The organism is Acidovorax sp. SRB_14 (assembly GCF_012932145.1).
Lineage (GTDB): Bacteria > Pseudomonadota > Gammaproteobacteria > Burkholderiales > Burkholderiaceae_C > Simplicispira.
The window spans coordinates 25,740-50,510 of the sequence record NZ_MWOK01000003.1 but is presented as its reverse complement, the minus strand read 5'-3'; the positions used below and the strand labels follow the sequence as shown (position 1 = coordinate 50,510).

At 67.6% G+C, this 24,771-nt stretch carries 18 protein-coding genes; 15 read left to right on the top strand and 3 right to left on the bottom strand.

What is annotated here, in order from left to right; translation table 11 throughout:
• Positions 1–110: 110 nt before the first annotated feature.
• Positions 111–647 (bottom strand): hypothetical protein, encoded by a 537-nt coding sequence (locus tag B2J86_RS03290; RefSeq protein WP_371736082.1) that lies wholly within the window; start codon positions 645–647, stop codon positions 111–113.
• A 430-nt stretch (positions 648–1,077) separates the two neighbouring features.
• Between B2J86_RS03290 and B2J86_RS03285 the strand changes: the two genes are divergently transcribed.
• Complete coding sequence (locus tag B2J86_RS03285; RefSeq protein WP_173024713.1) at positions 1,078–2,292, top strand: urate hydroxylase PuuD; 1,215 nt, start codon at positions 1,078–1,080, stop codon at positions 2,290–2,292.
• Here B2J86_RS03285 and B2J86_RS03280 read toward each other — a convergent pair whose 3' ends face one another.
• Positions 2,293–2,934, bottom strand: coding sequence for a TetR family transcriptional regulator (locus B2J86_RS03280; RefSeq protein WP_169168826.1), 642 nt, complete (start codon positions 2,932–2,934; stop codon positions 2,293–2,295).
• Between the two features lie 179 nt (positions 2,935–3,113).
• Between B2J86_RS03280 and B2J86_RS03275 the strand changes: the two genes are divergently transcribed.
• From B2J86_RS03275 to B2J86_RS03265, 3 genes are read left to right on the top strand one after another with little or no spacing between them, the layout of a single operon-like run.
• On the top strand, positions 3,114–4,442 hold the full coding sequence (locus tag B2J86_RS03275; RefSeq protein WP_169634533.1) for an efflux RND transporter periplasmic adaptor subunit: 1,329 nt from the start codon (positions 3,114–3,116) through the stop codon (positions 4,440–4,442).
• Positions 4,443–4,454: 12 nt separating this feature from the next.
• On the top strand, positions 4,455–7,637 hold the full coding sequence (locus B2J86_RS03270) for an efflux RND transporter permease subunit (protein WP_173024712.1): 3,183 nt from the start codon (positions 4,455–4,457) through the stop codon (positions 7,635–7,637).
• Positions 7,630–9,063, top strand: a complete 1,434-nt coding sequence (locus tag B2J86_RS03265) for an efflux transporter outer membrane subunit (RefSeq protein WP_169634531.1) — start codon at positions 7,630–7,632, stop codon at positions 9,061–9,063. The genes B2J86_RS03270 and B2J86_RS03265 overlap by 8 nt, the downstream gene beginning before the upstream one ends.
• 247 nt (positions 9,064–9,310) lie before the next feature.
• Here the strand turns inward: B2J86_RS03265 and B2J86_RS03260 are convergent, their stop codons facing one another.
• Positions 9,311–10,336 (bottom strand): porin, encoded by a 1,026-nt coding sequence (locus B2J86_RS03260; protein WP_169168822.1) that lies wholly within the window; start codon positions 10,334–10,336, stop codon positions 9,311–9,313.
• A 252-nt stretch (positions 10,337–10,588) separates the two neighbouring features.
• Between B2J86_RS03260 and B2J86_RS03255 the strand changes: the two genes are divergently transcribed.
• The 11 genes from B2J86_RS03255 (at position 10,589) to B2J86_RS03205 (ending at position 24,764) form a co-directional block, all read left to right on the top strand.
• Entirely contained in the window at positions 10,589–11,212 is a 624-nt protein-coding gene (locus B2J86_RS03255) for a Crp/Fnr family transcriptional regulator (RefSeq protein ID WP_169168821.1), read from the top strand.
• Between the two features lie 186 nt (positions 11,213–11,398).
• Positions 11,399–13,483 (top strand): diguanylate cyclase domain-containing protein, encoded by a 2,085-nt coding sequence (locus B2J86_RS03250; protein ID WP_371736080.1) that lies wholly within the window; start codon positions 11,399–11,401, stop codon positions 13,481–13,483.
• A 146-nt stretch (positions 13,484–13,629) separates the two neighbouring features.
• Positions 13,630–14,562 carry a LysR family transcriptional regulator gene (locus tag B2J86_RS03245; protein WP_169634530.1) on the top strand — a complete coding sequence of 311 codons (933 nt, stop codon included), beginning with the start codon at positions 13,630–13,632 and terminating at the stop codon, positions 14,560–14,562.
• Between the two features lie 77 nt (positions 14,563–14,639).
• On the top strand, positions 14,640–16,247 hold the full coding sequence (locus B2J86_RS03240) for an ABC transporter ATP-binding protein (protein WP_173024711.1): 1,608 nt from the start codon (positions 14,640–14,642) through the stop codon (positions 16,245–16,247).
• Positions 16,234–17,316, top strand: coding sequence for an ABC transporter permease (locus tag B2J86_RS03235; protein ID WP_169168818.1), 1,083 nt, complete (start codon positions 16,234–16,236; stop codon positions 17,314–17,316). The genes B2J86_RS03240 and B2J86_RS03235 overlap by 14 nt, the downstream gene beginning before the upstream one ends.
• A gap of 1 nt (position 17,317) precedes the next feature.
• Positions 17,318–18,238, top strand: a complete 921-nt coding sequence (locus B2J86_RS03230) for an ABC transporter permease (RefSeq protein ID WP_169168817.1) — start codon at positions 17,318–17,320, stop codon at positions 18,236–18,238.
• Positions 18,239–18,278: 40 nt separating this feature from the next.
• Entirely contained in the window at positions 18,279–19,424 is a 1,146-nt protein-coding gene (locus B2J86_RS03225) for a BMP family ABC transporter substrate-binding protein (protein WP_169634528.1), read from the top strand.
• 209 nt (positions 19,425–19,633) lie between these two features.
• Positions 19,634–20,788 carry a BMP family ABC transporter substrate-binding protein gene (locus B2J86_RS03220; RefSeq protein WP_169168815.1) on the top strand — a complete coding sequence of 385 codons (1,155 nt, stop codon included), beginning with the start codon at positions 19,634–19,636 and terminating at the stop codon, positions 20,786–20,788.
• A gap of 69 nt (positions 20,789–20,857) precedes the next feature.
• Complete coding sequence (locus B2J86_RS03215; protein ID WP_173024710.1) at positions 20,858–21,835, top strand: aromatic ring-hydroxylating dioxygenase subunit alpha; 978 nt, start codon at positions 20,858–20,860, stop codon at positions 21,833–21,835.
• Positions 21,835–22,887: an adenosine deaminase gene (locus B2J86_RS03210; RefSeq protein ID WP_169168813.1), complete on the top strand. Its 1,053-nt coding sequence runs from the start codon at positions 21,835–21,837 to the stop codon at positions 22,885–22,887. Before B2J86_RS03215 ends, B2J86_RS03210 begins: the two co-directional genes overlap by 1 nt.
• Positions 22,888–23,189: 302 nt before the next feature.
• The gene (locus B2J86_RS03205) at positions 23,190–24,764 is read left to right on the top strand and encodes a methyl-accepting chemotaxis protein (RefSeq protein ID WP_169168812.1); all 1,575 of its coding nucleotides are present in this window, start codon (positions 23,190–23,192) and stop codon (positions 24,762–24,764) included.
• Positions 24,765–24,771 lie beyond the last annotated feature (7 nt).

Below are 24,771 nucleotides of genomic sequence, written 5' to 3'. Positions count from 1 at the left end.
AGCAGCCAGCGCTTTTGGCGATTGGGTTTCAGAATGAAAGCATCTCGAAATCCATGGCCTGTAAGCGCGGGCTGCTCTTTTTTCAGGAGCGATTCAGGGCGTCCGTTCGCTCAAAGCTGCCCTTCAGTCAGCGTGTCGAGCTGGAACTGGCCGGCCTTGTCCCACAGCCAGGTGTCGGTGTAGGTCACGCGGCCCAGGCGCGCGGGCACCGGGAACGGCGCTGCGGCGCGCACCGTGCGTTCGATTTCGGCCACCACCTCGGGCGCATGGCGCGGCGCGCGCATCCAGTGCAGGCGCGTGACGCGGCCCGTGCGGTCGATGTCCACCTCCAGCACGCCGATGGCGTAGAGCATGGGCGGCATCTTGCCCTTGTAGATGCGGTGGGCGTTGAGTCCGTACAGGTGCGTGGCCGCATCCTGGCGGTAGGCCCGGGCCGTGGCTGCGGCCGAGGCGCGCGCGGCGACGGCGGCGCCCCCCGGGCCGGTGGCGGTGGGCACATCGGTGCCGGGCCAGCGGCTGTCGGAGGTCTGCGGGGTGTCGGGCGCCGACTTGCAGGCGGCTACCAATGCCGCCACGGCGGCCATGAGGCCGGCCACAAGCCAGTGGCTGCGGTGTGCGGAGCGGTGCGGGGGCGGTGTGTGGGGCATGGTGCGTATCGCGGTGCTGCGGGCAGTCCAGCGCATGGACGGTGCGTGGCTGCGGGCGGGTGGTGGTTGGGCGACAGGGTGTGGGTGGTCGGAGGGCCTGGAGGCTGCTGCGGGCCGCCCCGTGAGGGCGCAGTCTACCCAAGGCGCGGCGCCATGGGAACGGACATGGCGGCAGTGCGTGCCGGCCTGGGGTTGCATCGGGGGGGCTGTGGCACCGTGCGGCCCAGACAGGGGCAGGGTAAATCCGGTGTGTTTCTGCCTGCGCCGTCTCAAAGGGTGCGCAGTTTTTGCATACACTTCCTGTCCTCCGGTCGCAGCGGAGCCTGGCAGGCCACTGCCGTGGAGCGCGGCCCCTTTGTCTGCTCAGAGCGCCCCGCAGTGGTGAGCAGGTTGCGAACGCGGCCCGTCAGAGCCGCCAAGGTTGAGAGCCATGGAAAGCTACTATCTCGACTGGGCCAACCTGCTGCTGCGCTGGGTCCACGTCATCACCGCCATTGCCTGGATTGGCTCGTCGTTCTATTTCGTGTTCCTCGACAGCAGCCTCACGTCGCCCGAGGACGAGGCCCTGAAAAAGCAGGGCGTGAGCGGCGAGCTGTGGGCCCTGCATGGCGGCGGCTTCTACCACCCGGTCAAGTTCGCCGGCGCACCGCCCCAACTGCCCGAGCACCTGCACTGGTTCTATTGGGAGAGCTACACGACCTGGCTGAGCGGCTTTGCGCTGTTCACCGTGTCCTACCTCTGGAGCGCCAGCACCTATCTTGTAGACAAGTCGAAGATGGACTGGGCGCCGGCCGAGGCGATCGCCGTGGCGCTGGCCTTCCTGGTCGTGTTCTGGCTGCTCTACGACGGCATCTGCCGCGTCTTCGGCCAGAAGAAGAACGGCGACGCCATCGTGGGCGCGCTGGTGCTGGTGCTGGTGTGCGTGGCCTCGTGGCTCGCATGCCACTGGTTCTCCGGCCGCGCCGCGTTCCTGCTGGTCGGCGCGATGATCGCCACGTCCATGAGCGCCAACGTGTTCTTCTGGATCATTCCTGGCCAGCGCACCATGGTCGCCCAGATCAAGGCCGGCCAGCCGGTCGACCCGATCCACGGCAAGCGCGGCAAGCAGCGCAGCGTGCACAACACCTATTTCACGCTGCCGGTGATCTTTGCCATGCTCAGCGGTCACTACAGCTTCACCTGGAGCCATCCGCAGAACTGGGTCATTCTGATTGCCATGATGTTTGCCGGCGCCGCGATCCGCCAGTTCTTCGTGATGCGCCATGGCTACAAGCTCGGCCGCAACGGCAATCCGCTGGGTTACGCGCTGGTGGGCATCTGCGTCCTCGCGGGTCTGATCGCCTGGCTGCGTCCCGCACCCGCCGCGGCAGCGGCCGGCGCCTCAGCCGCCAGCGCGCCAACCCCGGTGGACTTCAAGAGCGTGCAGCACGTGCTGGAGCAGCGCTGCACCCAGTGCCACGGCGCCCAGGTGCAGATGAAGGGCCTGCGCCTGGATTCGGCCGAAAGCGTACAGCAGCATGCGCAGGCGATCTACCAGCAGGTGGTGGTGCAAAAACTCATGCCCATGAACAACGCCACCCAGATCACCGACGACGAGCGCGCGTTGATCGGCCGCTGGTACGAGGCCGGCGCCGCCACGCACTGATCAGGCGGCAGGGGGGGCGGGCCGGGCGCGCAAGCCCAGGCCCGCCAGATAGACATCGAGGGTGGCTTCTCCGCAGGCCGCCAGGTCAAAGGCCGAAGGGTCCAGCAGCCATTTCTGGACCAGCCCTTCGATCAACACCTGCAGGCCCAGCGCCGCGCACTCCAGGGGCATCGGCGCGGACAGCCGGCGGGCCGCAAAAGCCCGGGCCAAGGCCGCCTGGTTGCGCGCAACGCATTCGCTGTGCACCCGCACATGGCGCTCTTGCACGGCACTGAGCTCGGCGGTGTATTCCACCTGGTGCGTGGCGATCGTCAACACGCGGCGCGTTTGTGCATCGGTCGCAATGATGCGCAGCGCCTCGAGCATGGCGCTGCGGATTTCGGCCACCGGGTCGTCTGCCGTGATCACGTTGGCCAGCGTCAGCGTTCGCTCCAGGGGCAGCGTCACGCGCTCCATCATGGCGTTGAACAGGTCGGCCTTGTCCTTGAAATGCCAGTAAATGGCGCCGCGCGTGGTGCCCGCTGCCACCGCAATGTCGTTCAGCGATGTGCGCGACACGCCTTTCATTTGGAACAGTGTTTCGGCGGCATCCAGCAGGCCCGCGCGGGTCGCCTGGGCGTCTGCCTTGGTGCGTCTGGCCATGTAAATACCTCCGGCATGGGTGTCGATGCCGTCACTATACATACATTCGAGAATGTATATATACTTCGCCGTTTCATCCAGCACTGGCGCTGGGCGCGTCACACGCGCCATGGGCCGATTCACTAAACTGGCGCGGCCTCTTCTTCAAGCCATCGCTTTTCCCGTACCAAAGGAACACCATGCCTGCCTTGCGTTCTGTCAAGACTGCCCCCGTGCTTGCCCCTGCCCAGCCTCCTGCGCACCTGCGCTGGGGCGTGGCAGCCGGTGGCTTGTCCCTTGCCTTGCTGTTGTCCGCCTGCGGCAAGGGCGATGCGCCGTCCGCTGCGGCCGCTGGCGGCATGCCTGCGCCCGAGGTGGGCGTGGTCATTGCCCAGCCTGGTGAAGTGGGACTGGTCACAGAACTGCCAGGGCGCCTGGAGGCATCGCGCGTCGCCGAAGTGCGGGCGCGGGCAGCGGGCATTTTGCAAAAGCGCCTTTTCCGTGAAGGCAGCGACGTCAAGGCAGGCCAGCCCCTGTTTGCCATTGACGCCGCTCCCTATGCGGCAGCCCTGCAAAGCGCCGAGGCCACGCTGGCACGCGCGCAGGCCAACCTGACGCAAGCGACCGCATTGGCCACGCGCTACAAGCCGCTGCTTGAAGCCAATGCCGTGAGCCAGCAGGAATACGCCAATGCCGTGGCGGCGCAAAAACAGGCCGAAGCCGACGTGGCCGTCGGCAAGGCGGCTGTGCAGACCGGGCGCATCAACCTCAACTACGCCAACGTGACGGCGCCCATTTCGGGCCGCATCGGCCGCGCCCTGGTCACCGAAGGTGCCTTGGTAGGACAGGGCGAGGCCACGCCGCTGGCGGTGATCCAGCAGATTGACCCGGTCTATATCAACTTCACCCAGTCGGCAGGCGAGGTGATGAAATTGCGCCGCGCCATGGCCGAGGGCAAGCTTGAGCGGGCTGGCGGCAGCGATGCCGCCAGCGTGCGCGTGCTGCTGGAGGATGGCAGCGAATACAGCCGTGCCGGCAAGCTCCTGTTCTCCGACCTGACAGTGGATGCCAGCACGGGCCAGATCACGCTGCGCGCCGAGGTGCCCAATCCCAAGGGGGAATTGCTGCCGGGCCTGTATGTGCGGGTGCGGCTGGAGCAGGCCCAGGTGGCCAATGCCATCACGCTGCCGCAGCAGGCGGTCACGCGCACCCAGCAGGGCGACAAGATCACAGTGGTAGGCGCCGACGGCAAGCTCAGCCAGCGCACGGTGAAGATCGGCGCGGCACGCAATAACCAGTGGATCGTGCTCGAAGGCCTGAAGGAAGGGGAGCAGGTCATGGTCGATGGCTTCCAAAAGCTGCAGATGATGCCGCCCGGTACGCCCGTGAAGGCCGTGCCGTGGCAAGCCCCCGGCAGCGCGACACCCGCCGCCGCTGCGCCGTCTGCCGCTGCACCGGCCACAGCCGCATCCGGTGCTGCGCCAGCGGCCAGCGCTCCTGCGGCGGCCTCCGGCGCCGGTCAGAAATAAGGAGCCAGCCCCATGGCCAAGTTCTTTATTGACCGCCCCATCTTTGCGTGGGTGATCGCCCTGTTCGTCATGGTGCTTGGCGCCGTGTCGATCACCCAGCTGCCCATCGCGCAGTACCCGTCCGTAGCGCCACCGACCATCGTGGTGTCCGCAGCCTATCCAGGCGCTTCGGCACAGACGCTGGAAGACAGCGTGCTGGCCGTGATCGAACGCGAAATGAACGGCGCGCCCGGTCTGGCCTACATGGAGGCTGTGAGCCAGGCCAACGGCACGGGCACCCTCACGCTGAGTTTCGAGCCTGGCACCAATCCCGATCTGGCGCAGGTCGAGGTACAGAACCGCCTCTCGCGTGCCACGCCGCGACTGCCCTCCGTGGTGACGCAGCAGGGCGTACGCGTCGACAAGTCGCGCAGCAACTTCCTGCTGTTCACCATGCTGTCGTCGTCCGATCCAGGGTTTGACGTCAATGCGCTGAGCGACTATGCCGCGCGCAACGTGCTGCCCGAGTTGCAGCGCCTGCCCGGCATTGGGCAGGTGCAGCTGTTCGGCGCCGAGCGCGCCATGCGGGTCTGGGTCGATCCGGCCAAGCTGCAGGGCTTCAACCTGTCGGCCGCCGACGTGGCCAGCGCCATCCAGACGCAGAACGCGCAGGTCTCGGCCGGTAGCCTGGGCGAGTTGCCCAACCTCACAGGCCAGACGATTTCGGCCACCGTGGTGGTGCCCGGGCAGATCAGTTCGACCAAGGAGTTCGGCGACATCGTGCTGCGCGCCAACCCCAACGGCTCCACGGTTCGGCTCAAGGACGTGGCCCGCATCGAACTCGGTGCGCAGTCCTACGCCACCACGGCGCGATTGAACGGCAAGCCGGCCACGGGCATGGGCGTTCAGCTGTCGCCCACAGGCAACGCGCTGGCTGCGGCCGCGGCCGTGAAGACGCGCATGGCCGAGTTGGAGAAATTCTTTCCACCCGGTGTGAGCTGGACCATTCCCTACGACAGCTCTGACTTCGTCAAGATCTCCATCAAGCAGGTCGCGCAGACCCTGCTTGAAGCCATCGCCCTGGTGTTCCTGGTGATGTTCCTGTTCCTGCAGAACATCCGCTACACCATCATTCCGACGATCGTGGTGCCGGTGGCGCTGCTGGGCACTTTCGGCGCATTGCTGGCGATGGGCTTCTCGATCAACGTGCTGACCATGTTCGGCATGGTGCTGGTGATCGGCATCGTGGTGGACGATGCCATCGTGGTGGTCGAGAACGTCGAACGCATCATGAACGAGGAGGGCTTGCCGCCGCTCGAGGCCACGCGCAAGGCCATGGGCCAGATCTCGGGCGCCATCATCGGCATCACCGTGGTGCTGATCTCGGTGTTTGTGCCGCTGGCGTTCTTTGCCGGCTCGGTGGGCAACATCTACCGCCAGTTCTCGGCGGTGATGGCGGTGTCGATCGCGTTCTCGTCGTTCATGGCGTTGTCACTCACGCCCGCGCTGTGCGCCACGCTGCTCAAGCCGGTCCAGGCGGGCCATGCCCATGCCAAGACGGGCTTCTTCGGCTGGTTCAACCGCGGTTTTACGCGCACTGCCAAGGGCTATGAAGGCTGGGTGGCGAAGTTGCTGCGCCGGGGCGGGCGGGTGATGGTCATCTACGTTGCGCTGATCGCGGCCGTGGGCGTGCTGTACATGCGCCTGCCGACCTCGTTCCTGCCCGGCGAAGACCAGGGCAACCTGCTGGTCAACATCCAGCTGCCGCCGGGCGCCACGCTGGAGCGCACCCAGGCCGTGGTCGAAAAGGTCGAGGGCTTCATGCTGAAGCAGCCCGAAGTGAAGAACATGGTCGCCGTGCTGGGCTTCAGCTTCTCCGGCCAGGGGCAGAACGCCGGTCTGGCGTTCGTGACGCTCAAGGACTGGTCGGAGCGCGCGGGCGCCGAGCACACCGCCGACGCCATTGCGGGCCGGGCCATGGGCGCGCTCTCGAGCGTGCGCGATGCGTTCATCTTTGCGCTGAGCCCGCCGCCGATTCCTGAGCTGGGCGTCAGCTCCGGCTTCACGTTCCGCCTGCAGGACCGCGGTGGCAACGGCCACGACGCCCTGGTGGCGGCACGCAACCAAATGCTGGGCATGGCCTCCCAGAGCAAGGTGCTGGCCGGCGTGCGACCCGACGGGCTGGAGGATGCGCCGCAACTGCAGGTCGATATCGACCGCGACAAGGCCAGCGCGCAGGGCGTGAGCTTTGCCGCCATCAACAACACGATCTCGACCGCACTGGGCTCGGCCTACATCAACGACTTCCCGAACGCCGGACGCATGCAGCGCGTCGTGGTGCAGGCCGAGGCCGAGGCCCGCATGCAGCCCGAGGACATCCTGCAGCTGACGGCGCTCAACAGCCAGGGCAAGGCCGTGCCGCTGTCGTCGTTCGCCACCACGCGCTGGATCAGCGGCGCCATGCAGACCGTGCGCTACAACGGCTATCCGGCCATGCGCATTGCGGGCGGCGCCGCGCCGGGCTACAGCACCGGTGAGGCCATGGCCGAGATGGAGCGCCTGGCAGCGCAGTTGCCGGCGGGCTTCGGCTTCGAATGGACGGGCCAGTCGCGCGAGGAAAAGCTCGCCGGCTCGCAGGCCATCGTGCTGTATGGCTTCGCCGTGCTGGCGGTGTTCCTGTGCCTGGCGGCGCTTTACGAGAGCTGGTCGATCCCGCTGTCGGTGATTCTCGTGGTGCCGCTGGGCGTGTTGGGCGTGCTGCTAGGCGTCAGCCTGCGCGGCATGAACAACGACGTCTACTTCCAGGTGGGGCTGATCACCATCATCGGCCTGTCGGCGAAGAACGCCATCCTGATCATCGAATTCGCCAAGGATCTGCAGGCGCAGGGCAAGGGCGTCGTCGAGTCGGCGCTGGCGGCGGCCCATTTGCGGTTCCGCCCGATCGTCATGACCTCGCTCGCCTTCATTCTGGGCGTGGTGCCGCTGGCCATTGCCTCTGGCGCGAGTTCGGCCAGCCAGCGCGCCATCGGCACCGGTGTGATCGCGGGCATGGTGGTCGGCACCTCCTTGGCGGTGTTTTTCGTGCCGACGTTCTTTGTTGTGGTGCGCAGCCTCTTCAAGGGCAGCGACCGGCAGCGCCGGATGCACGCGGCCCACGCGCAAGCCGCCGGCATCGAACAGGATCCAGCAGGAAATGAAGGTAAGCCCCATGCGTAAGAACAAACTTTCCCCGCTGCTGGCAGCGAGCGCTGCGGCGCTGCTGGCCGGTTGCTCGATGATCCCGACCTACGAACGCCCTGCGGCGCCGGTCGCTGCGCAATGGCCCTTTGCTGCGACGGAGACGGCGCGTGCCGCCACGGCGGCGGCCGACGTTCCGTGGCAGGATTTCGTCGGCGATGCGCGCCTGCGTGAGCTGGTGGCGCTGGCGCTGCAGAACAACCGCGACCTGCGCGTGGCGGTGTTGTCGATCGAGCAGGCGCGGGCGCAGTACCAGATCCGGCGGGCCGACCAGCTGCCCACGCTCAATGCCGCCGTTGCCGGCAATCGCCAGCCGGCGGTCGACGGCAGCAACGGTATCGCCAGCGTCTACACCGCGGGCCTGGCGCTGGCGTCGTGGGAGATCGACTTCTTTGGCCGGGTCGCCAGCCTCAAGGAGGCCGCCCTGGCGCAGTTCCTTGCCACCGAGGAAGCGCGCAACGCCGCGCAGACCAGCCTGGTGGCCTCGGTGGCCAGCACCTGGCTGAGCCTGCAGACCAACAACGAACTGCTGGCGCTGACGCAGCGCACGCTGGCCACGCGCGAGGATTCGCTGCGCCTGAACCGGCTGCGCTTCGAGCAGGGCGTGACCTCGGCGCTGGACCTGCGCCAGGCCGAGTCGCTCACGGCCGCCGCCCGCTCGGCGCTGGCCGAGCAGCGCCGCCAGCGGGCGCTCGATGTCAACGCGCTCACGCTGCTGGTGGGGCAGCCGATTCCCGACGCCCTGCTGGCGCCACCCGAAAGCAGCGCGGCCCTGATGCTGCCCGATGTGCCCGCAGGCATGCCGTCCGACCTGCTGGCGCGCCGGCCCGACATCCGCCAGGCCGAGCAGCAGCTGATCTCCGCCAACGCCAACATCGGCGCGGCGCGTGCGGCGTTTTTCCCGCGCATCTCGCTCACGGCCAGCGCCGGCACGGCCAGCGGCGCGCTGTCGGGTCTGTTCAAAAGCGGCTCGTGGGGCTGGACGCTGGCCCCGCAGGCGGTGCTGCCCATCTTTGATGCGGGCCGCAACCAGGCTGGCCTGGACTCGGCCCGCGCCGGGCGCCAGATTGCTCTGGCGCAGTACGAGAAGGCCATCCAGAGCGCGTTCCGCGAAGTGGCCGACGCGCTGGCGGGCCGTGCCACGCTGGGCGAGCAGGTGCTGGCGCAGCAGGCCCAGGCCGACGCCGAGGCCGACCGTTTCCGCCTGGCCGACCTGCGCTACCGCAACGGCGTGGCCAACTACCTGGACGTGCTCGACGCGCAGCGCGCGCTGTTTGCCACGCAGCAGGCGCTGGCGCAGACGCAGCTGGCGCAGCGCCAGAACCAGGTGGCGCTGTACAAGGCGCTGGGTGGCGGCTGGACGGCCGACGCTGTCCCGGCAGCACCGGTGCCCCCGGCGCTGTAGGCCGGCGGCAGGCCGCAGCGCCTGCGCCCGGCGCCGCGGTGGGGAGCGGTGCCTGCGGGGGCAGGGCCGCGGTGCTTCCGATCATCAAAAAAGAGAGCGCCTTGCGCTTGTCACTGCTGTATTTCAGAGGCTTTTCACTCCGAAACTCAGACAGGGCAAGCGCAAGGCGCTCTCTTTTTTGATGGCGCAACGCACCCATAGCGCCGGGCTGCAGCGGCGTGCGCGCTGCAGCCCGGCGCCTTCAGCCTCAGAAGCGGTGGCGGATGCCGGCGCCGAAGCTGGTGCCGGTGGTTTGCGCGGTGATGCGGTCGTTCATGACCATGGCGTACACGTCGGTGCGCTTGGACAGGTTGTAGTCGTAGCCCACGGTGAAGGTCTTGCGCGAGATGTCGGTGGACGACAGCTTGGTCTGCGCGTACGAGGCCAGCACCTTGCCCGCGCCCAGCGGCACCGACGCGCCCAGCTGCCCGGTCTTGGCCTTGATGTTCGAGCCGTCGGCGGACGACTGGCCATAGCTCAGGAAGGCCTTGGCGACGCTGAAGTCGTAGGCGCCGCCCAGCATCCAGCTCTTCTGGGTGTTCGGCAGCAGCGTGTTGGGCACGGCCGGGTTGCTGACCTGGTCACGCTCGTAGAAGCCGGTCAGCGTGATCGGGCCGCTGAAGTACAGCGCGTTCAGGCCGATGTTCTTCTTTCCGTTGCTGCCGGCCTGCTCGCCGAACTGGTAGTGCAGGTTGGCCTTGAGGCCGCCCATGTCGGGCGTGCTGTAGACGACCTGGTTGGACCAGCCCGTGTCGGACGGGGTGGTGCCTTGCCAGCCCGAGGCGTTGAACAGCGGCACGTTGGCGTGCAGCACCAGCGGCGAGAACGTGAACGAATCACCGAGCGGGTTCGACACGATGGTGGGCAGGAAGTTGGGCGCCATGCCGCGACCCAGCTGGACCGAGCCGAACGCGCCCGACAGCGCCACGTTGGCGTCGCGCGAGAAGAACGTGTCGTTCACGAAGCGGCCGGGCGTGCCGGTGTCGGCGCGCATGAACGAGGTCAGGTTGAACTGGGCCTTGAGGCCGCCGCCCAGGTCTTCGGTGCCCGTGAAGCCAATCCACGACGTGGTCAGGCCGCCGCTGTCGACGACGTTTTTCCTGCTGGCGTCGCCAGCGAACTTCAGCGAGCCGACATAGAGGTCGACCAGGCCGGTGGCTTGCACCGAGCTTTGGGCGTGGGCTGCGCCGGCGCACAGCAGGGCGGCGCTCAGCGCCATGAGGGTTTTGGACATTGAAACTCCTGCAAAGGGAAAGGATGCCGACAGGGCGGCGGGGGAAATGCGGGGCCCAAAAGGGGCGCCCAGCCGTGCGCGCACGGCTGGGCGGGGTGTGATGGTAAGTAACTTTGCCGCTCCCGGGCCGTTTTGCGCGGGCAATTGCCGGGAAGCTGTATACAAAACAGACAATCTGTTGCGTGCCTGCATCACCCGTTTTTTTGATCCTGCGCAAGGCGCGCAGGGAAGTCGCCCGGCACAGTGGCCTCCATGTTGTCCTTCTCCAGCTCCGACCTGCATGCCGCGCCCGAAATGGCCGCTGCAGGGGAGGTGCTGCGCCAGCGCCAGCAGCAGCTGACCTCGGTGCTGCACCTCGAAAGCGGGCGCGTGGTACTGGGGGTGCGGGAAGATGGCCACATGCGCCACCAGCTCGGCGTCGTGGAGGGCCCGTTCTGGCTGGATGCCGCTTCGGCCCTGCTCGGGCTGCCCTCTGCGGTGGACATGGTGGCCGAGACCAGCGTGCGGCTGCGGCGCCAGCCTCTGGAAGTGTTCTTGCACGAGGTCCAGATGCTGCCCGCGTCGACGCAGATGCTGCTGCGCGACATGGCCTCGGGCTACCGCCAGCAGACCGAGCTGGCGGTAAGCCGGCTGGCGCAGGATGCGGAAGCGCGCTGCGCGCAGTGGCTGCTGCAGCACGCACAGCGCGATGCGCAGGGCCACGCCAGCGTGACGCTGTGCCAGCGCAAGCGCCTGATCGCGGCGCAACTGGGCATTGCACCCGAGACGTTTTCGCGCGTGCTGCGCAACCTGCGCGAGAGCGGGCTCATCAAGGGCACGGGCGCTGTGCTGCAGCTGCCACTGCCCGAGATCCTGCAGCAGGTCGCGGGCCGCTGAGTCCGCCGCGGCGTGGAGGGCGCCTGCGGGTGGCTGTCAGGGTTTGTCCTCGGGGCCTTTGAGGGTTCGACCCCACGCAAGGGAGCGGGCGGCTGCGTATATTGGGTGCTCCCGCTTCCACCTCTCTGCGACCATGCCCCCTGCAGTTTTTGCACGCGACGCGGACGCTTCCTGCGCGGAGCGGCCGTGAAACCCCCAGACCTTGCGCCATCTTCCGATGGGGCAGGGGCCTGGACCCTGCCCGGCGCGCTGGCCCTCAAGCTCGCGGTGCTGGTCGCCTTGCTGGTGGTCTTGTCGGGCACGCTGGCAGGCTGGCTGGTGGACCGGGCTTCGGACCAGGAAGCGGTGCAGCGCCTGGTGGACCAGCAGGGCGACGAGGTCGAGCTGGTGGCCCGGCTGCTGGCCAGCAAGATCGAACAAAGCCAGAAAGTGCTGCGCACCGTCGCCTCGGGCATCACCACGGACATGCTCGAATCGCCTTCGTCGCTCGAGTGGGTGCTGCAGCAGGGGCTGCCGGCCGTGCAGTTCTTCGACTCCATGCAGGTGGCGCGCAAGGACGGCGAGCTGCGGCTGAACCTGCAGCATGGCCGCCTCGAGGGCGTGGCCAACCTCGACCCGGCCGAGCGCGATTACCTGCGCCGCACGCTGGTCGGGGGCAAGCCCATGGTCTCCGAACTGGTGGGCGGCGGCACGAGCGAGGCGCGCGTGATGTTCACCATGCCGCTGCACGCCGCCGACGGCGCGGTGACGGGGGCGCTGGCCGGCGCCCTGCGCTTGCAGTCGCAGGGCCTGCTGCCCGCCTACATCGCGCAGCCGCAGCGCAGCGACTCGCGCCTGGTGGTGTTCACGCGCGACGGCACCATCCTGTCGCACTCCGATCCCGAGCGCGTCATGGGCAATGTGAGCGACGAGCCCGGCCTCGCCGCGGTCTACGCGCAGTGGCTGGCGCAGGCCCGCGCCGTGCCGGGACCGGGCAGCACCACGGTGCTGCCCGGGCACATCGTCAGCATGGCCGGCATGCCGCTGCCGCAGTGGATGGTGGCGCGCGTCAGCGACACGCCGCAGGTGCTGCAGCCGCTGCAGGGCGCCCAGCAACGCGCCTGGGGGCTGGCCGCAGCGGGCATTGCGCTCAGCGCAGCGCTCGCGGTGGCGCTGTTGTGGTGGCTGCTGCTGCCCCTGGAGCGCCTGCGCGACCGTGCCGCGCTGCTGCTGCACGACGACGCGGCTGCCGACCTGCCCTGGCCCGCCTCCCCGGGCGAGGTCGATGCGCTGGTGCAGGTGCTGCAGGCGCTGCAGGGGCAGCGCGCGCACCAGGCGCGCCTGCAGCAGGCCGTGGGCGGACAGTTCCAGGCCATCCTGGACCATGCCTCGATCGGCATCGTGGTGACGCGCCAGGGCCGCCTGCAGGTGCTGGGTCGGCAGGTCTGCCAGATGCTGGGCTATGCGCAGGCCGAGTTGCGGGGCCGGCCTCTGCGCATGCTCTACCTGTCCGACGCCGACTACGCCGACACCGCCGCCCGCGTGCGCGCCGGCTTTGCCGCGCACGGCGCCTATGCCGGCGACGTGCGCTTGCGGCGCAAGGACGGCAGCGCCGTCTGGGCGCGCGTGCAAGGGCGCAGTGTGCGGGTGGAAGGCCTCGAGGGCGGCAACGTCTGGACGCTGGACGACCTGACCGCGGCGCACGAGGCGCGCCAGCAAAACGCCTGGGCCGCCACGCACGACCCGCTCACCCAGCTGGCCAACCGGCTGGGCTGCGAGCAGCGACTGCAGCTGCTGCTGGCAGAGCGGCTGGACCGCGCCGGGCAGGGCGCGCCGCCCGCAGCGCCCGATGCGGCGCCCTGCGACGGCGTGTTCCTGCACCTCGACATCGACCATTTCACCGTGGTCAACGACGTCGCCGGCCACGGCGCGGGCGACGACGTGCTGTGCCATGTGGCGCAGCTGCTGCAGGGCCAGGTGCGCCAGAGCGGCTGGGTCGCCCGGCTCGGTGGCGACGAATTTGCCGTGGTGCTGCCGGGCTGCACGGCGGCGCACGGCGCGCTGGTGGCCGAGCAGCTGCGCGCGGCCGTGCAGGGCTGGGAGCCCGTGTACCAGGGCCGCAGCTTCACGCTGGGCGTGAGCGTGGGCATGGTGGTGCTGGACGCGCGCGCGCACGGCGTGGCGGCCGTGCTGCATGCCGCCGACATGGCCTGCTACGACGCCAAGCGCGCGGGCCGGAACCAGGTGGTGGTGCACGCAGCGCCTGGTGCGCCGCGGACCGTGGACGTTTAGGCACGCGGGCCGGCCCCGGTGCCGCCCAGTGGTACATTGGCCGCCGCCCGGGGCTGGCCGCTTCGGACGAAGTGCGGGGCACGCCTGCGGGCCTGGAAAGACGGCGCCGCACAGGCCTGCGCACCAGACCGGAAGCACCATCCCCCATGAGAGACCAAGCCCTTCTAGACAAGATAGACCTGCACCTCATCCGGGTCTTGCACACGGTGTTGACCGAGCGCAGCGTCTCGCGCGCCGCCGTGCGCCTGGGCATGCACCAGCCGGCCGTGTCCGGCGCCCTCAAGCGGTTGCGCGACCTGGCGGGCGATCCGCTGCTGGTGCGCTCGGGCGCCGCCATGCTGCCCACCGATGCGGCGCTGCGCATGGTCGAGCCTGCCGGCGCCATCCTGCGCGCGGCCGAGGCGCTTTTCTCCGACGCGCGCGGCTTTGACCCGCGCAGCGCCACGCGCACCTTCCGCGTGGCCGCCAGCGACTACCTCGACCCCCGCTTCCTGCCGCGCCTGGTGGCGCGCATCAAGTCCGAGGCGCCGCTGTGCCCCATCGACATCCTGGCGCTGACGCCCGACGCGCACTACCACGCGCACCTGGAGCAGGGCGAGGTCGACGTCGTGATCGGCAACTGGCCGCAGCCGCCGAGCGACCTGCACATGGGCCGCCTGTTCGCCGACGAAGTGGTCTGCCTGGTCAGCTGCGAGCACCCGGCCGTGCGCCGCGGCTGGGAGCCGGAGGACTGGCTGGCGGCCGAGCACATTGCGCCCACGCCCACGCACCCGGGGGCGCGGGGCGTGATCGATGCGCACCTGGAAAGCCTGGGCCTGTCGCGCCGCATCACGGCGCGCTGCGCGCACTTCAGCGCCATCCCCGACATCGTGGCGTCGAGCCTGCTGGTGCTGACCACCGGGCGCCAGTACTGCGAGCGCTACACCGAGCAGCTGCCGCTGGCGATCCTGCCGTGCCCCGTGCCCTTTCCGCCGCTCATGTACTACCAGCTGTGGCATGCGCGCACGCACCAGTCTGCCGCCGCCATGTGGCTGCGCGACTGTGTGAAGGCGGTGGCGGAGTCGCTACGAAAACAATAGCTTTCAGCGCACGTCCATGCTGCGCCAGAGGCCTATTTCATCGAATGCCAAAATCAAACTGAGAGACAATCGCCCGCATGAGTTCCACCGCACCCTCTCCCAGCCCGGGCGCGCCGCCACCGCGGCTGCAGCTGACCGGCATCACCAAGCGCTACCCCGCCGTGGTGGCCAACAGCGGCGTTTCGCTGACCGTGCAGCCGGGCGAAATCCATGCCGTGCTGGGCGAAAACGGCGCGGGCAAGTCCACGCTGATGAAGATCATCTATGGCACCACCCGCCCCGACGAGGGCACGGTGGCGTTCAACGGCCAGCCGGTGCAGGTGCGCAACCCGCAGGAGGCGCGCGCCCTGGGCATTGCGATGGTGTTCCAGCACTTCAGCCTGTTCGACACGCTCTCGGTGGCCGAGAACGTGTGGCTGGGGCTGGACAAGCGCCTGGGCCTGGCCGAAGTGACGCAGCGCATCACGGCCAAGGCGGCCGAGTACGGCCTCGACATCGACCCGCTGCGCCCGGTGCACACGCTCAGCGTGGGCGAGATGCAGCGCGTCGAGATCATCCGTGCCTTGCTCACCGATCCCAAGGTGCTGATCCTCGACGAACCGACTTCGGTGCTGACGCCCCAGGCGGTCGAGAAGCTGTTCGTGGTGCTGCGCAAGATTGCGTCGGAGGGCTGCAGCATCCTGTACATCAGCCACAAGCTGCACGAGATCCGCGCCCTGTGCACCGCGTGCACGGTGCTGCGCGGCGGCAAGGTCACGGGCGTGTGCAATCCCTCCGAAGAGTCCAACGCCTCGCTCTCGCGCCTGATGATCGGCGCCGAGCCCCCAGCGCTCACGCACCGCCCCGTGCACGCCGGCGCCGCCGTGCTGCGCGTGCAGGGCCTGAGCCTGCCGCGGGCCGACCAGTTTGGGGTCGATCTGCTCGACCTGCAACTGGAGGTGTGCGCCGGCGAGGTGGTGGGCATTGCCGGGGTGTCGGGCAACGGCCAGAAGGAGCTGCTGTATGCGCTCTCGGGCGAAGACCCCCGCGCCGAGCCGGCGATGGTGCAGGTGGCGGGCCGGCGCGCCGGGCGCCTTTCGCCGCGCGCACGCCGCGCCTTGGGTTTGCACTTTGTGCCGGAAGAGCGCCTGGGCCGTGGCGCGGTGCCCGGCATGGGCCTGGCGCACAACCTGCTGCTGACGCGCAGCGACGCCGTGGGCGCTTTCGGCTGGATCGGCATGGGCGCGCTGCAGGCGCAGGCGCGGGGCATCATCGCGCGCTTTGGCGTCAAGGCCGGCGGCCCGAATGCAGCGGCACAGTCGCTGTCGGGAGGCAACTTGCAGAAATTCATCGTCGGCCGTGAGATCGACGCGAACCCCAAGCTGCTCATCGTCTCCCAGCCCACCTGGGGGGTGGACGTGGGCGCGGCGCAGCAGATCCGCAGCGCCATTTTGGCGCTGCGCGACGCCGGCTGCGCCGTGCTGGTGCTCAGCGAAGAACTCGAAGAGCTGTTCGACGTCAGCGACCGGCTCTACGTCATGGCCAAGGGCCACCTGTCGCCTTCGGTGGACCGCGCCGAAGCGACGGTCGAGCGCATTGGCGAGTGGATGAGTGGCCTGTGGCACGCCGACGTGCAGGCCCACCTGGCCCGCAGCCCAGCGCAGCGGCACGCACTGGACCAGGAGACCCCCCATGCTCAAGCTTGAACCCCGCCCCCAGGCCTCGCGCGGGTGGAGCTACGGCTCGCCGCTGCTGGCGCTGGCGATCACGGTGCTGATCGGCATCGCGCTGTTCGCCGCCCTGGGCAAGGACCCGGTGCGCGGCCTGCAGGTGTTCTTCTGGGAGCCCATCAAGTCGCCGTACGCGCTCGGCGAGCTGATGGTCAAGGCCACGCCGCTCTTGCTGATAGCGCTGGGCCTGGCCGTGTGCTTTCGCTCCAATATCTGGAACATCGGCGCCGAAGGGCAGTTCGTCATGGGCGCCATCGCGGCCGGCGGCATGGCGCTGCTGGCCGACAAGACCACCGGCCCCTGGATCATGCCGGTGGTGCTGCTCGCGGGCGTGCTGGGCGGCATGGTCTGGGCGGGCCTCGTGGCCCTGCTGCGCGACCGCTTCAACGCCAACGAAATCCTGGTCAGCCTGATGCTGGTGTACGTGGCCACGCTGGTGCTGGGCTACCTGGTGTTCGGGCCGTGGAAGGATCCGATGGGCTACAACTTCCCGCAGACCAAGACCTTCGAGAAGGCAACGCAGATTCCGCGCCTGATGGCCGGCTCGCGCATGAACATCGGCCTGCTGCTGGCGCTGGCCGGCGCGGGGGCGCTGTGGGTGTTCCTGTTTCGCACGCGCTCGGGCTTTGCGCTGCAAGTCGGTGGACTGGCACCGGCGGCGGCGCGCTACGCGGGCTTTTCCACGCGCCGCGCGCTGTGGACCGCACTGCTGATCTCGGGCGGCGCGGCCGGCCTCGCGGGCGCCCTGGAAGTGGCCGGGCCGATCGGCCAGCTCACGCCCTATGTGCCGGCCGGCTACGGCTTTGCCGCCATCATCGTCGCGTTTGTCGGGCGCCTGCACCCGGTGGGCATGGTGTTTTCCGCCATCCTGATGAGCATGTTCTACATCGGCGGCGAGCTGGCGCAGTCGCGCCTGGGCTTGCCGAAGTCGCTCACGGGCGTGTTCCAGGGCCTGCTGCTGTTCACGCTGCTGGCCTGCGACACCTTGATCGCCTACCGCATCCGCTGGGTGCGCACCCCCACGGCCCTGAAGGGAGGGCTCTGACATGGAATCCTATGCATTGCTGATCGGCGCCACGCTGAGCGCGGGCACCGTGCTGGCCATTGCCGCTTTAGGCCTGCTCATCAACGAGAAGGCCGGCATCGTCAATCTGGGGGCCGAGGGCATGATGCTGTGCGCCGCCATCGCCGGCTTTGCCACCGTGGTGCACACAGGCAATACTTGGCTGGGCTTTGCCGCCGGCATGGCCGCGGGCGCGTTCTTGGCCGCCATCTTCGGCGTGCTGGTCATCTGGCTGGGCACCAACCAGTACGCCACGGGGCTGGCCCTGTCGCTGTTTGGCGTGGGCTTTTCGGCCTTTGCCGGCATCCAGTATGTGCAGGCCAAGCTGCCCGAGCTGCCCAAATACGCCATCCCCGTGCTCGGCGACCTTCCGCTCGCCGGGCCCGCGCTGTTTCGCCAGCACCCGCTGGTATACCTGACGATCGCCTTTGCCGCCGCGCTCGTGTGGTTCCTGTACCGCTCGCGCGCGGGGCTGGTGCTGCGCTCGGTGGGCGAGTCGCCGCAATCGGCGCATGCACTGGGCTACCCGGTGCGCCGCATCCGACTGGCCGCCGTGATGGCGGGCGGCGCCTTGTGCGGCCTGGCCGGTGCGTACATTTCCACCGTCTACACGCCGCTGTGGGTCGAAGGCATGGTGGCGGGCCGCGGCTGGATCGCGCTGGCGCTCACAACCTTTGCCACCTGGCGGCCGGCGCGCGTGCTGCTGGGCGCCTACCTGTTCGGCGGCGTGACCATGCTGCAGTTCCATCTGCAGGCCACAGGCGTGCAGGTGGCCAGCCAGCTATTGAGCATGCTGCCCTATGTGGCCACCATCGTGGTGCTGGCGCTCATTTCGCGCAATCCGACCTGGATTCGCGTCAACATGCCGGCCTCGCTCGGCAAACCGTTCTATCCGGGCTCCTGAGCCAGCCGTTCCCCGTTTTTTTTACTCGCAAGGAAATCCAATGACGAATCTGCAGAAACGCTCGCTGCTCCAGACGGTCGCACTGACCGCCGTGGCAGTTGCCGCCCTGGTGGGCTGTGGCAAGAAGGAGGAGGTCGCTCCCGCCGCAGCCCCGGGGGCCGAGGCGCCTGCCAAGAGCGAGCCGCTGAAGATCGCTTTCATGTACGTGAGCCCCGTGGGCGACGGCGGCTGGACCTACCAGCACGAGCTGGGCCGCCGCGCCATCCAGGAAAAATTCGGTGACCGGATCGAAACCTCCTTCGTCGAAAGCGTGCCCGAAAGTGCCGACTCCGAGCGCGTGATGCGCGACATGGCCGGCCAGGGCAGCAAGCTGGTGTTTGCGACGAGCTTTGGCTATCAGGAGTTTGTGCAGAAGGCGGCCGCAGACCTGAAGGACGTGAAGTTCGAGCACGCCACCGGCTACAAGACCGCTGGCAACGTGGCGACCTACGACACCAAGACCTTCGAAGGCGCGTACCTCGCCGGCATCGTGGCGGGCGGCATGACCAAGACCAAGACCATCGGCGTGGTGGCGTCCGTGCCGATCCCGGAAGTGGTGCGCAACATCAACAGCTTTGTGCTCGGTGCGCAAAGCGTGGACCCGGCCATCAAGGCCAAGGTGGTGTGGGTGAACGAGTGGTTCAGCCCGCCCAAGGAGTCTGAAGCTGCGACCAGCCTGATCAATGGCGGTGTCGACGTGATGTACCAGAACACCAACTCGCCTGCCGTGCTCAAGACGGCGCAGGAGCGCGGTGTCCGCGCCTTCGGCAAGGACGGCGACATGAGCGCCTTCGCGCCCCAGGCCCACCTGGGCTCGGCCGTGATCGACTGGACACCGTACTACACCAAGGTCACCCAGGACACGCTCGACGGCAAGTGGGAAGGCGGCTCGTTCTGGTGGGGCGTCAAGGAAGGTGCGATGGACCTCGTGAAGATCGCCGACGACGTGCCCCAGGAGATCAAGGACCGGGTCGCGAAGGCCAAGGCGGGCATGAAGGACGAGAGCTTCCATGTCTGGACCGGCCCCATCCAGGACAACGCCGGCAAGGAAGTGCTGCCCGCGGGCAAGGTCGGCGACAACGCCTTCCTGACCGGCATCGATTTCTACGTCCACGGCGTCGAAGGCAAGGTGCCTGGCGCGAAATAAGCGCGACGCCCGAGCAAGAGCGGCCCTGCAGGGCCTTTCTTCTGGGCGCCTGCGACCGGCCAGACTGTCGTTTTCGGGAGAACCCGCGAAAACCCCGGTGTTTTTTTCCTATATTTGCGGGGCTTACCCGAGCAGCCACCGGCACGCAGCGTTGCGATGCCCCGCCTCTTTCCCCTGTTGTATCCAGAGAACCCTTTAAGGAAAAGACCATGACCGATCTTCAAAAACGCTCCCTGCTCAAGGCGACGGCGCTGTCCGCCGTCGCCGCCGTCGCGCTGGTGGGCTGTGGCAAGAAGGAGGAGCCGGCACCGCCTGCAGCGGCGCCTGCGGCCGCCCCTGCACCCAAGGCGGAGCCGCTGAAGATTGCCTTTGCCTATGTCGGCCCCGTGGGCGACGGCGGCTGGTCGTACGCGCACGACAACGCCCGCAAGGCGCTGGAAAAAGAGTTTGGCGACCGGATCGCGACCACGTTTGTCGAAAGCGTCCCCGAGTCTGCCGACGCCGAGCGCGTGCTGCGCGACTTCGTCGGCCAGGGCAACAAGCTGATTTTCGGCACCACGTTTGGCTACATGGAGTCGATGGTGAAGGTGGCGGCGGACAATCCGGACGTCAAGTTCGAGCACGCCACCGGCTACAAGACGGCGCCCAACCTGCGCACCTACGACAGCCGCACCTACGAAGGCGCCTACCTGGCCGGCGTGATCGCGGGCGCCATGACCCAGTCCAACACCCTGGGCGTGGTGGGTTCGGTGCCGATTCCCGAGGTCATCCGCAACATCAACAGCTTCACGCTGGGGGCGCAGTCGGTCAATCCCAAGATCACGACCAAGGTGGTCTGGGTCAACGAATGGTTCAGCCCGCCCAAGGAAACCGAAGCCGCCACCTCGCTGATCAACGGCGGCGCCGACATCCTGTTCCAGAACACCGACTCGCCCGCCGTGCTCAAGACGGCGCAGGAAAAGGGCAAGCGCGCTTTCGGCTGGGACTCCGACATGACCGCCTACGGCCCCAAGGCCCACCTGGGCTCGGCCATCATCAACTGGGCGCCTTACTACACCAAGGCCGTCAAGGACGTGCTCGATGGCACCTGGAGCACCGGCCAGGCCTGGTGGGGCGTGAAGGAAGGGGCAATCGACATGGTGTCGATTGCCGAAGACGTGCCCGCCGAAACCAAGGCCAAGGTCGATGAAGTCAAGAAGGGCCTGAAGGACGGCAGCTTTGCGATCTGGAAGGGCCCGATCCTCGACAACAGCGGTACGGAAGTGATCGCCAAGGACGCGGTCGCCGACGACAAGTTCCTCGGCGGCATCAACTTCTACGTCAAGGGCGTGGAAGGCAAGGTCCCGGGCGGCGACAAGAAGTAAGAGAGCGCGCGCCCCACCGCACGCACCAGGGCCGCCAGCAGGCGGCCCTTTTTTCTTAAGGAAATTCCCATGATGGAAGCAACCCTGTGGCACCCGGTGGCGCTGTCGAATGACGTGGCGCAGGCCCCCGTGCCCGTGCGCCTGCTGCAGCGCGATGTGGTGCTGTGGCGCGACGGCACCGGCGCGCTGCAGGCCTTTGCCGACCAGTGCCCGCACCGCGGCGCCCGCCTGTCGCTGGGCCGCGTGCACGACGGCAAGCTGGGGTGCCCGTACCACGGCTGGCAGTTCGCCGCCAGCGGCCAGTGCGTACACGTGCCGGCGCTGCCCACCTTCACGCCTTCCGCCGCACACTGTGCGCACCGCTTTGAAGCCTGCGAGGCCCAGGGCCTGGTCTGGGTGCGGTTGGAAGCGGGCACGGCGGGCCTGCCCGCCTTCGAGGCCGAGAGCGACGCGCGCCTGCGCAAGCTCAACTGCGGGCCCTACGATGTGGCCGCCAGCGCGCCGCGCATCATCGAGAATTTTCTCGACATGTCGCATTTTGGCTTCGTCCACGAAGGCTGGCTCGGCACGCGCGCGGCCACCGCGATCGACGACTACCGCGTCGAGCCGACGCCCACCGGCCTGCGCGCCACGGGCTGCAAGGCCTGGCAGCCGCAGTCCAACCTGCATTCCACGGCGCCGGCGCAGGTCGAATACACCTATGAAGTCACCGGCCCGTATACCGCCGTGCTGACCAAGGTGCCGGAAGAGGGCTCGACGGCCGTGCAGGGCTGGCGCGAGTCGATCGCGCTTGATGTCTGCCCGCTCACGCCCGAAAGCAGCCGCGTGTGGTTTCGCCTGGCCGTGGCCGATTTCGATTCGCCCGATGCCAAGCTGCAGGCCTTCCAGCACACCATCTTCACGCAGGACCAGCCGGTGCTCGAGTCGCAGAATCCCAAGCGCCTGCCGCTGGACCTGCTCGCCGAGCTGCATACCGCCGCCGACAAGGCCTCGTCGGCCTACCGCCGCTTCCTCAAGGCCAGCGGCACCACCTTTGGAGTCTGCTGATGTTCCAGGTCCCGCCCATCGCCACGCACCGGCTGCCGGCACTGCTGTGCAGCATGCCCAAGGCCGAGCTGCACATCCACATCGAGGGCTCGCTGGAGCCCGAGCTGATCTTTGCCCTGGCACAGCGCAACGGCGTGCCGCTGCCCTACGCCAGCGTGGAGGAGCTGCGCAGCGCCTATGCGTTCAGCAACCTGCAGAGCTTTCTCGACATTTATTACGCCGGCGCCAGCGTGCTGTTGCATGAGCAGGACTTTTACGACATGGCCCGCGCCTATCTTGCGCGGGCTGCTATCGATAACGTAGTGCATACGGAAATTTTCTTCGACCCGCAAACCCACACGGCGCGCGGCGTACCGATGGCGGCCGTGGTCAATGGCCTGCACCGCGCCTGCGCCGATGCGCGCGCCGAGCTGGGCATCAGCGCCGCGCTGATCCTGTGCTTCCTGCGCCACCTGAGTGAGGAGTCGGCCTTTGAAACCCTCGAGCAGGCATTGCCGGTCCTCGACAGGATCGTGGGCGTGGGGCTCGATTCGAGCGAGGTCGGACACCCGCCCGAGAAGTTTGCGCGGGTGTTCGCACGTTGCCGCGAACTGGGCCTGCACCTTGTGGCCCATGCGGGAGAGGAAGGCCCTCCGGCCTATATCTGGAGCGCGTTGGATGTGCTGAAGGTCGAACGCATCGACCATGGCGTGCAGGCAGTGCATGACGCTGTGCTGATGCGGCGCCTTGCGCAGGACCGTATTGCGCTCACCGTGTGTCCGCTGTCGAACCAGAAACTGCGCGTGTTCCCGAACCTTGCAGACCACAACCTGGGCAAGCTGCTGGAAGCAGGGCTGGCCGCCACCGTCAATTCCGACGACCCAGCCTACTTTGGTGGCTACATCAACGAAAACTTCACGCAGGTGTTTGCGGCCACAGGCATGACCGCGCAGGATGCCTACCAGCTTGCTTTGAACAGCTTTGAGGCGAGCTTTGCCAGCAATTCCGACAAGCGTTTGTGGGAGCACAAACTCAAGGAAACCTTCGAGCGTTTTGTCGCGCACGACGGCTGAGCTGTGGCGAAAAGGCTGGTGTTGTGCGGCTGCGATGTGTTTGCCGCGCAACACTGCGAGGCACCGGAAAAAATCGGGTGGAACGGCAAATTGCCTGTGGAAACACGGGCTCAGACACCGGCTTGCGACCCATCCGTGGCGTTGGAGGGCGCAATGAGTTTTCGGGTAAACCCTGGAAAAAACTAGAATTGTGAGGTTTTGTACGCGTCGATTGGCAGGTTGTAGCGTGGCGCGGTATGTCGCTCGCCCGGCGGCTGTTGTCTGCGCGCACCCTCAGCCTTGTTCCTTATCGGAGTCGTTCCATGTTTCTCAATCAACTTTCCATCGGCAAGCGCTTGGCCGTGGTGCTGGGTCTGATCCTGGCATTGTTTCTGGCCAGCAGCGTGGTGGCGGTGGTCAAGCTGAGCCAGCTGGGCAAAGAGATCGACGCCATGGTCAATGGCAACATCAAGGCGGAGCGTGCAGGCTCCGACTGGTTGCGCCACACCACATCGGGCGTACAGCGCGCGGCGGCCATTGCCAAGAGCAGCGATGCCGACCTGATTCCGTATTTCGCTCCGGCCACGGCCGCGTCGATCAAGGAAACCAATGAATTGCAGAAGTTCATCGAATCCAAGATGGATACGCCAGAAAAAAAGCAGCTGTTTGCCAAGGTGGCCGAGTTGCGCAAAAACTACCTTGCAGCCCGCGAAGAAGTGAGCAAACTCAAGCAGGCCGGTGACGCCGAAGGCGCCAACAAGGTCTTCAACGAGCGGTTCGAGCCCACGTCGCGCAGTTACCTCGCTGGGGTGCAACAGATGGTGGACGCCCAGCGCACCGAGCTGGATGCGGCAGGCAAACACAGCGAAGAACTGCGTGCCCAGACCTCTATGCTGTTGGCGATCTGCACGGGCGTTTCGCTGCTGCTGGGGGCCTTGCTGGCCTGGCTGCTGGCCACCAGCATCACGCGCCCGCTGCGCCAGGCCGAGGCGATTGCCGAGTCGATCGCCGGCATGGACCTCACGGGAGCGCTCCAGTCGAGCTACGCTGGCGATGAAACCGGCCGCCTGCTGCGTGCGCTGGATGTGATGCGCACCGAATTGCACACGTCCATGTCGCAGGTGCGCGGCGTGGTGGACAGCATCTCCACCGCCAGCACCCAGATCGCGACGGGCAACCAGGACCTGAGCGCACGCACCGAGCAGACCGCCAGCAGCTTGCAAGAGACCGCCAGCTCGATGGAAGAGCTCACAAGTACCGTACGCCAGAGTGCGGACTCTGCCATGCAGGCCAACCAGCTGGCAGCGTCGGCCGCGCAGGTGGCGCAACGTGGGGGCACGGTGGTGGCCCAGGTCGTCAGCACCATGGATGAGATCAACGCCAGCAGCAAGAAAATCTCGGACATCATCGGCACCATCGACGGCATTGCGTTCCAGACCAACATCCTTGCGCTCAACGCGGCGGTAGAGGCCGCCCGTGCGGGAGAACAGGGGCGCGGTTTCGCGGTGGTGGCCAGCGAAGTGCGCTCGCTGGCGCAGCGTTCTGCCCAGGCGGCGAAGGAGATCAAGACGCTGATTGGCGTCTCGGTGGAGAAGGTGGAGTCGGGTGCGGCGCTGGTGCGGGATGCCGGCAGCACCATGACCGATATCGTCAGCTCCGTGGGCCGTGTTTCCGACATCATCGGGGAGATCAGCGCCGCGGCATCCGAGCAGAGCCAGGGCATTGGCCAGGTGAACGTGGCGGTGAGCCAGCTCGACCAGATGACGCAGCAGAATGCCGCACTGGTGGAAGAGTCCACGGCCGCGGCCGAAAGCCTCAAGGATCAGGCATCGCGCCTAGCCGATGTGGTCGGCGCCTTCCGCCTGGGCGCGGCATCGCAGGCGCTGCGCCTGAGGTGACCCTTAT

Coding starts and splice junctions, on each gene's coding strand:
- B2J86_RS03205 (WP_169168812.1), top strand. CDS start 23,190: ATGTTTCTCAATCAACTTTCCATCGGCAAGCGCTTGGCCGTGGTGCTG.
- B2J86_RS03220 (WP_169168815.1), top strand. CDS start 19,634: ATGACCGATCTTCAAAAACGCTCCCTGCTCAAGGCGACGGCGCTGTCC.
- B2J86_RS03270 (WP_173024712.1), top strand. CDS start 4,455: ATGGCCAAGTTCTTTATTGACCGCCCCATCTTTGCGTGGGTGATCGCC.
- B2J86_RS03235 (WP_169168818.1), top strand. CDS start 16,234: ATGCTCAAGCTTGAACCCCGCCCCCAGGCCTCGCGCGGGTGGAGCTAC.
- B2J86_RS03230 (WP_169168817.1), top strand. CDS start 17,318: ATGGAATCCTATGCATTGCTGATCGGCGCCACGCTGAGCGCGGGCACC.
- B2J86_RS03255 (WP_169168821.1), top strand. CDS start 10,589: ATGTTGTCCTTCTCCAGCTCCGACCTGCATGCCGCGCCCGAAATGGCC.
- B2J86_RS03260 (WP_169168822.1), bottom strand. CDS start 10,336: ATGTCCAAAACCCTCATGGCGCTGAGCGCCGCCCTGCTGTGCGCCGGC.
- B2J86_RS03265 (WP_169634531.1), top strand. CDS start 7,630: ATGCGTAAGAACAAACTTTCCCCGCTGCTGGCAGCGAGCGCTGCGGCG.
- B2J86_RS03285 (WP_173024713.1), top strand. CDS start 1,078: ATGGAAAGCTACTATCTCGACTGGGCCAACCTGCTGCTGCGCTGGGTC.
- B2J86_RS03280 (WP_169168826.1), bottom strand. CDS start 2,934: ATGGCCAGACGCACCAAGGCAGACGCCCAGGCGACCCGCGCGGGCCTG.
- B2J86_RS03240 (WP_173024711.1), top strand. CDS start 14,640: ATGAGTTCCACCGCACCCTCTCCCAGCCCGGGCGCGCCGCCACCGCGG.
- B2J86_RS03210 (WP_169168813.1), top strand. CDS start 21,835: ATGTTCCAGGTCCCGCCCATCGCCACGCACCGGCTGCCGGCACTGCTG.
- B2J86_RS03225 (WP_169634528.1), top strand. CDS start 18,279: ATGACGAATCTGCAGAAACGCTCGCTGCTCCAGACGGTCGCACTGACC.
- B2J86_RS03215 (WP_173024710.1), top strand. CDS start 20,858: ATGATGGAAGCAACCCTGTGGCACCCGGTGGCGCTGTCGAATGACGTG.
- B2J86_RS03275 (WP_169634533.1), top strand. CDS start 3,114: ATGCCTGCCTTGCGTTCTGTCAAGACTGCCCCCGTGCTTGCCCCTGCC.
- B2J86_RS03290 (WP_371736082.1), bottom strand. CDS start 647: ATGCCCCACACACCGCCCCCGCACCGCTCCGCACACCGCAGCCACTGG.
- B2J86_RS03245 (WP_169634530.1), top strand. CDS start 13,630: ATGAGAGACCAAGCCCTTCTAGACAAGATAGACCTGCACCTCATCCGG.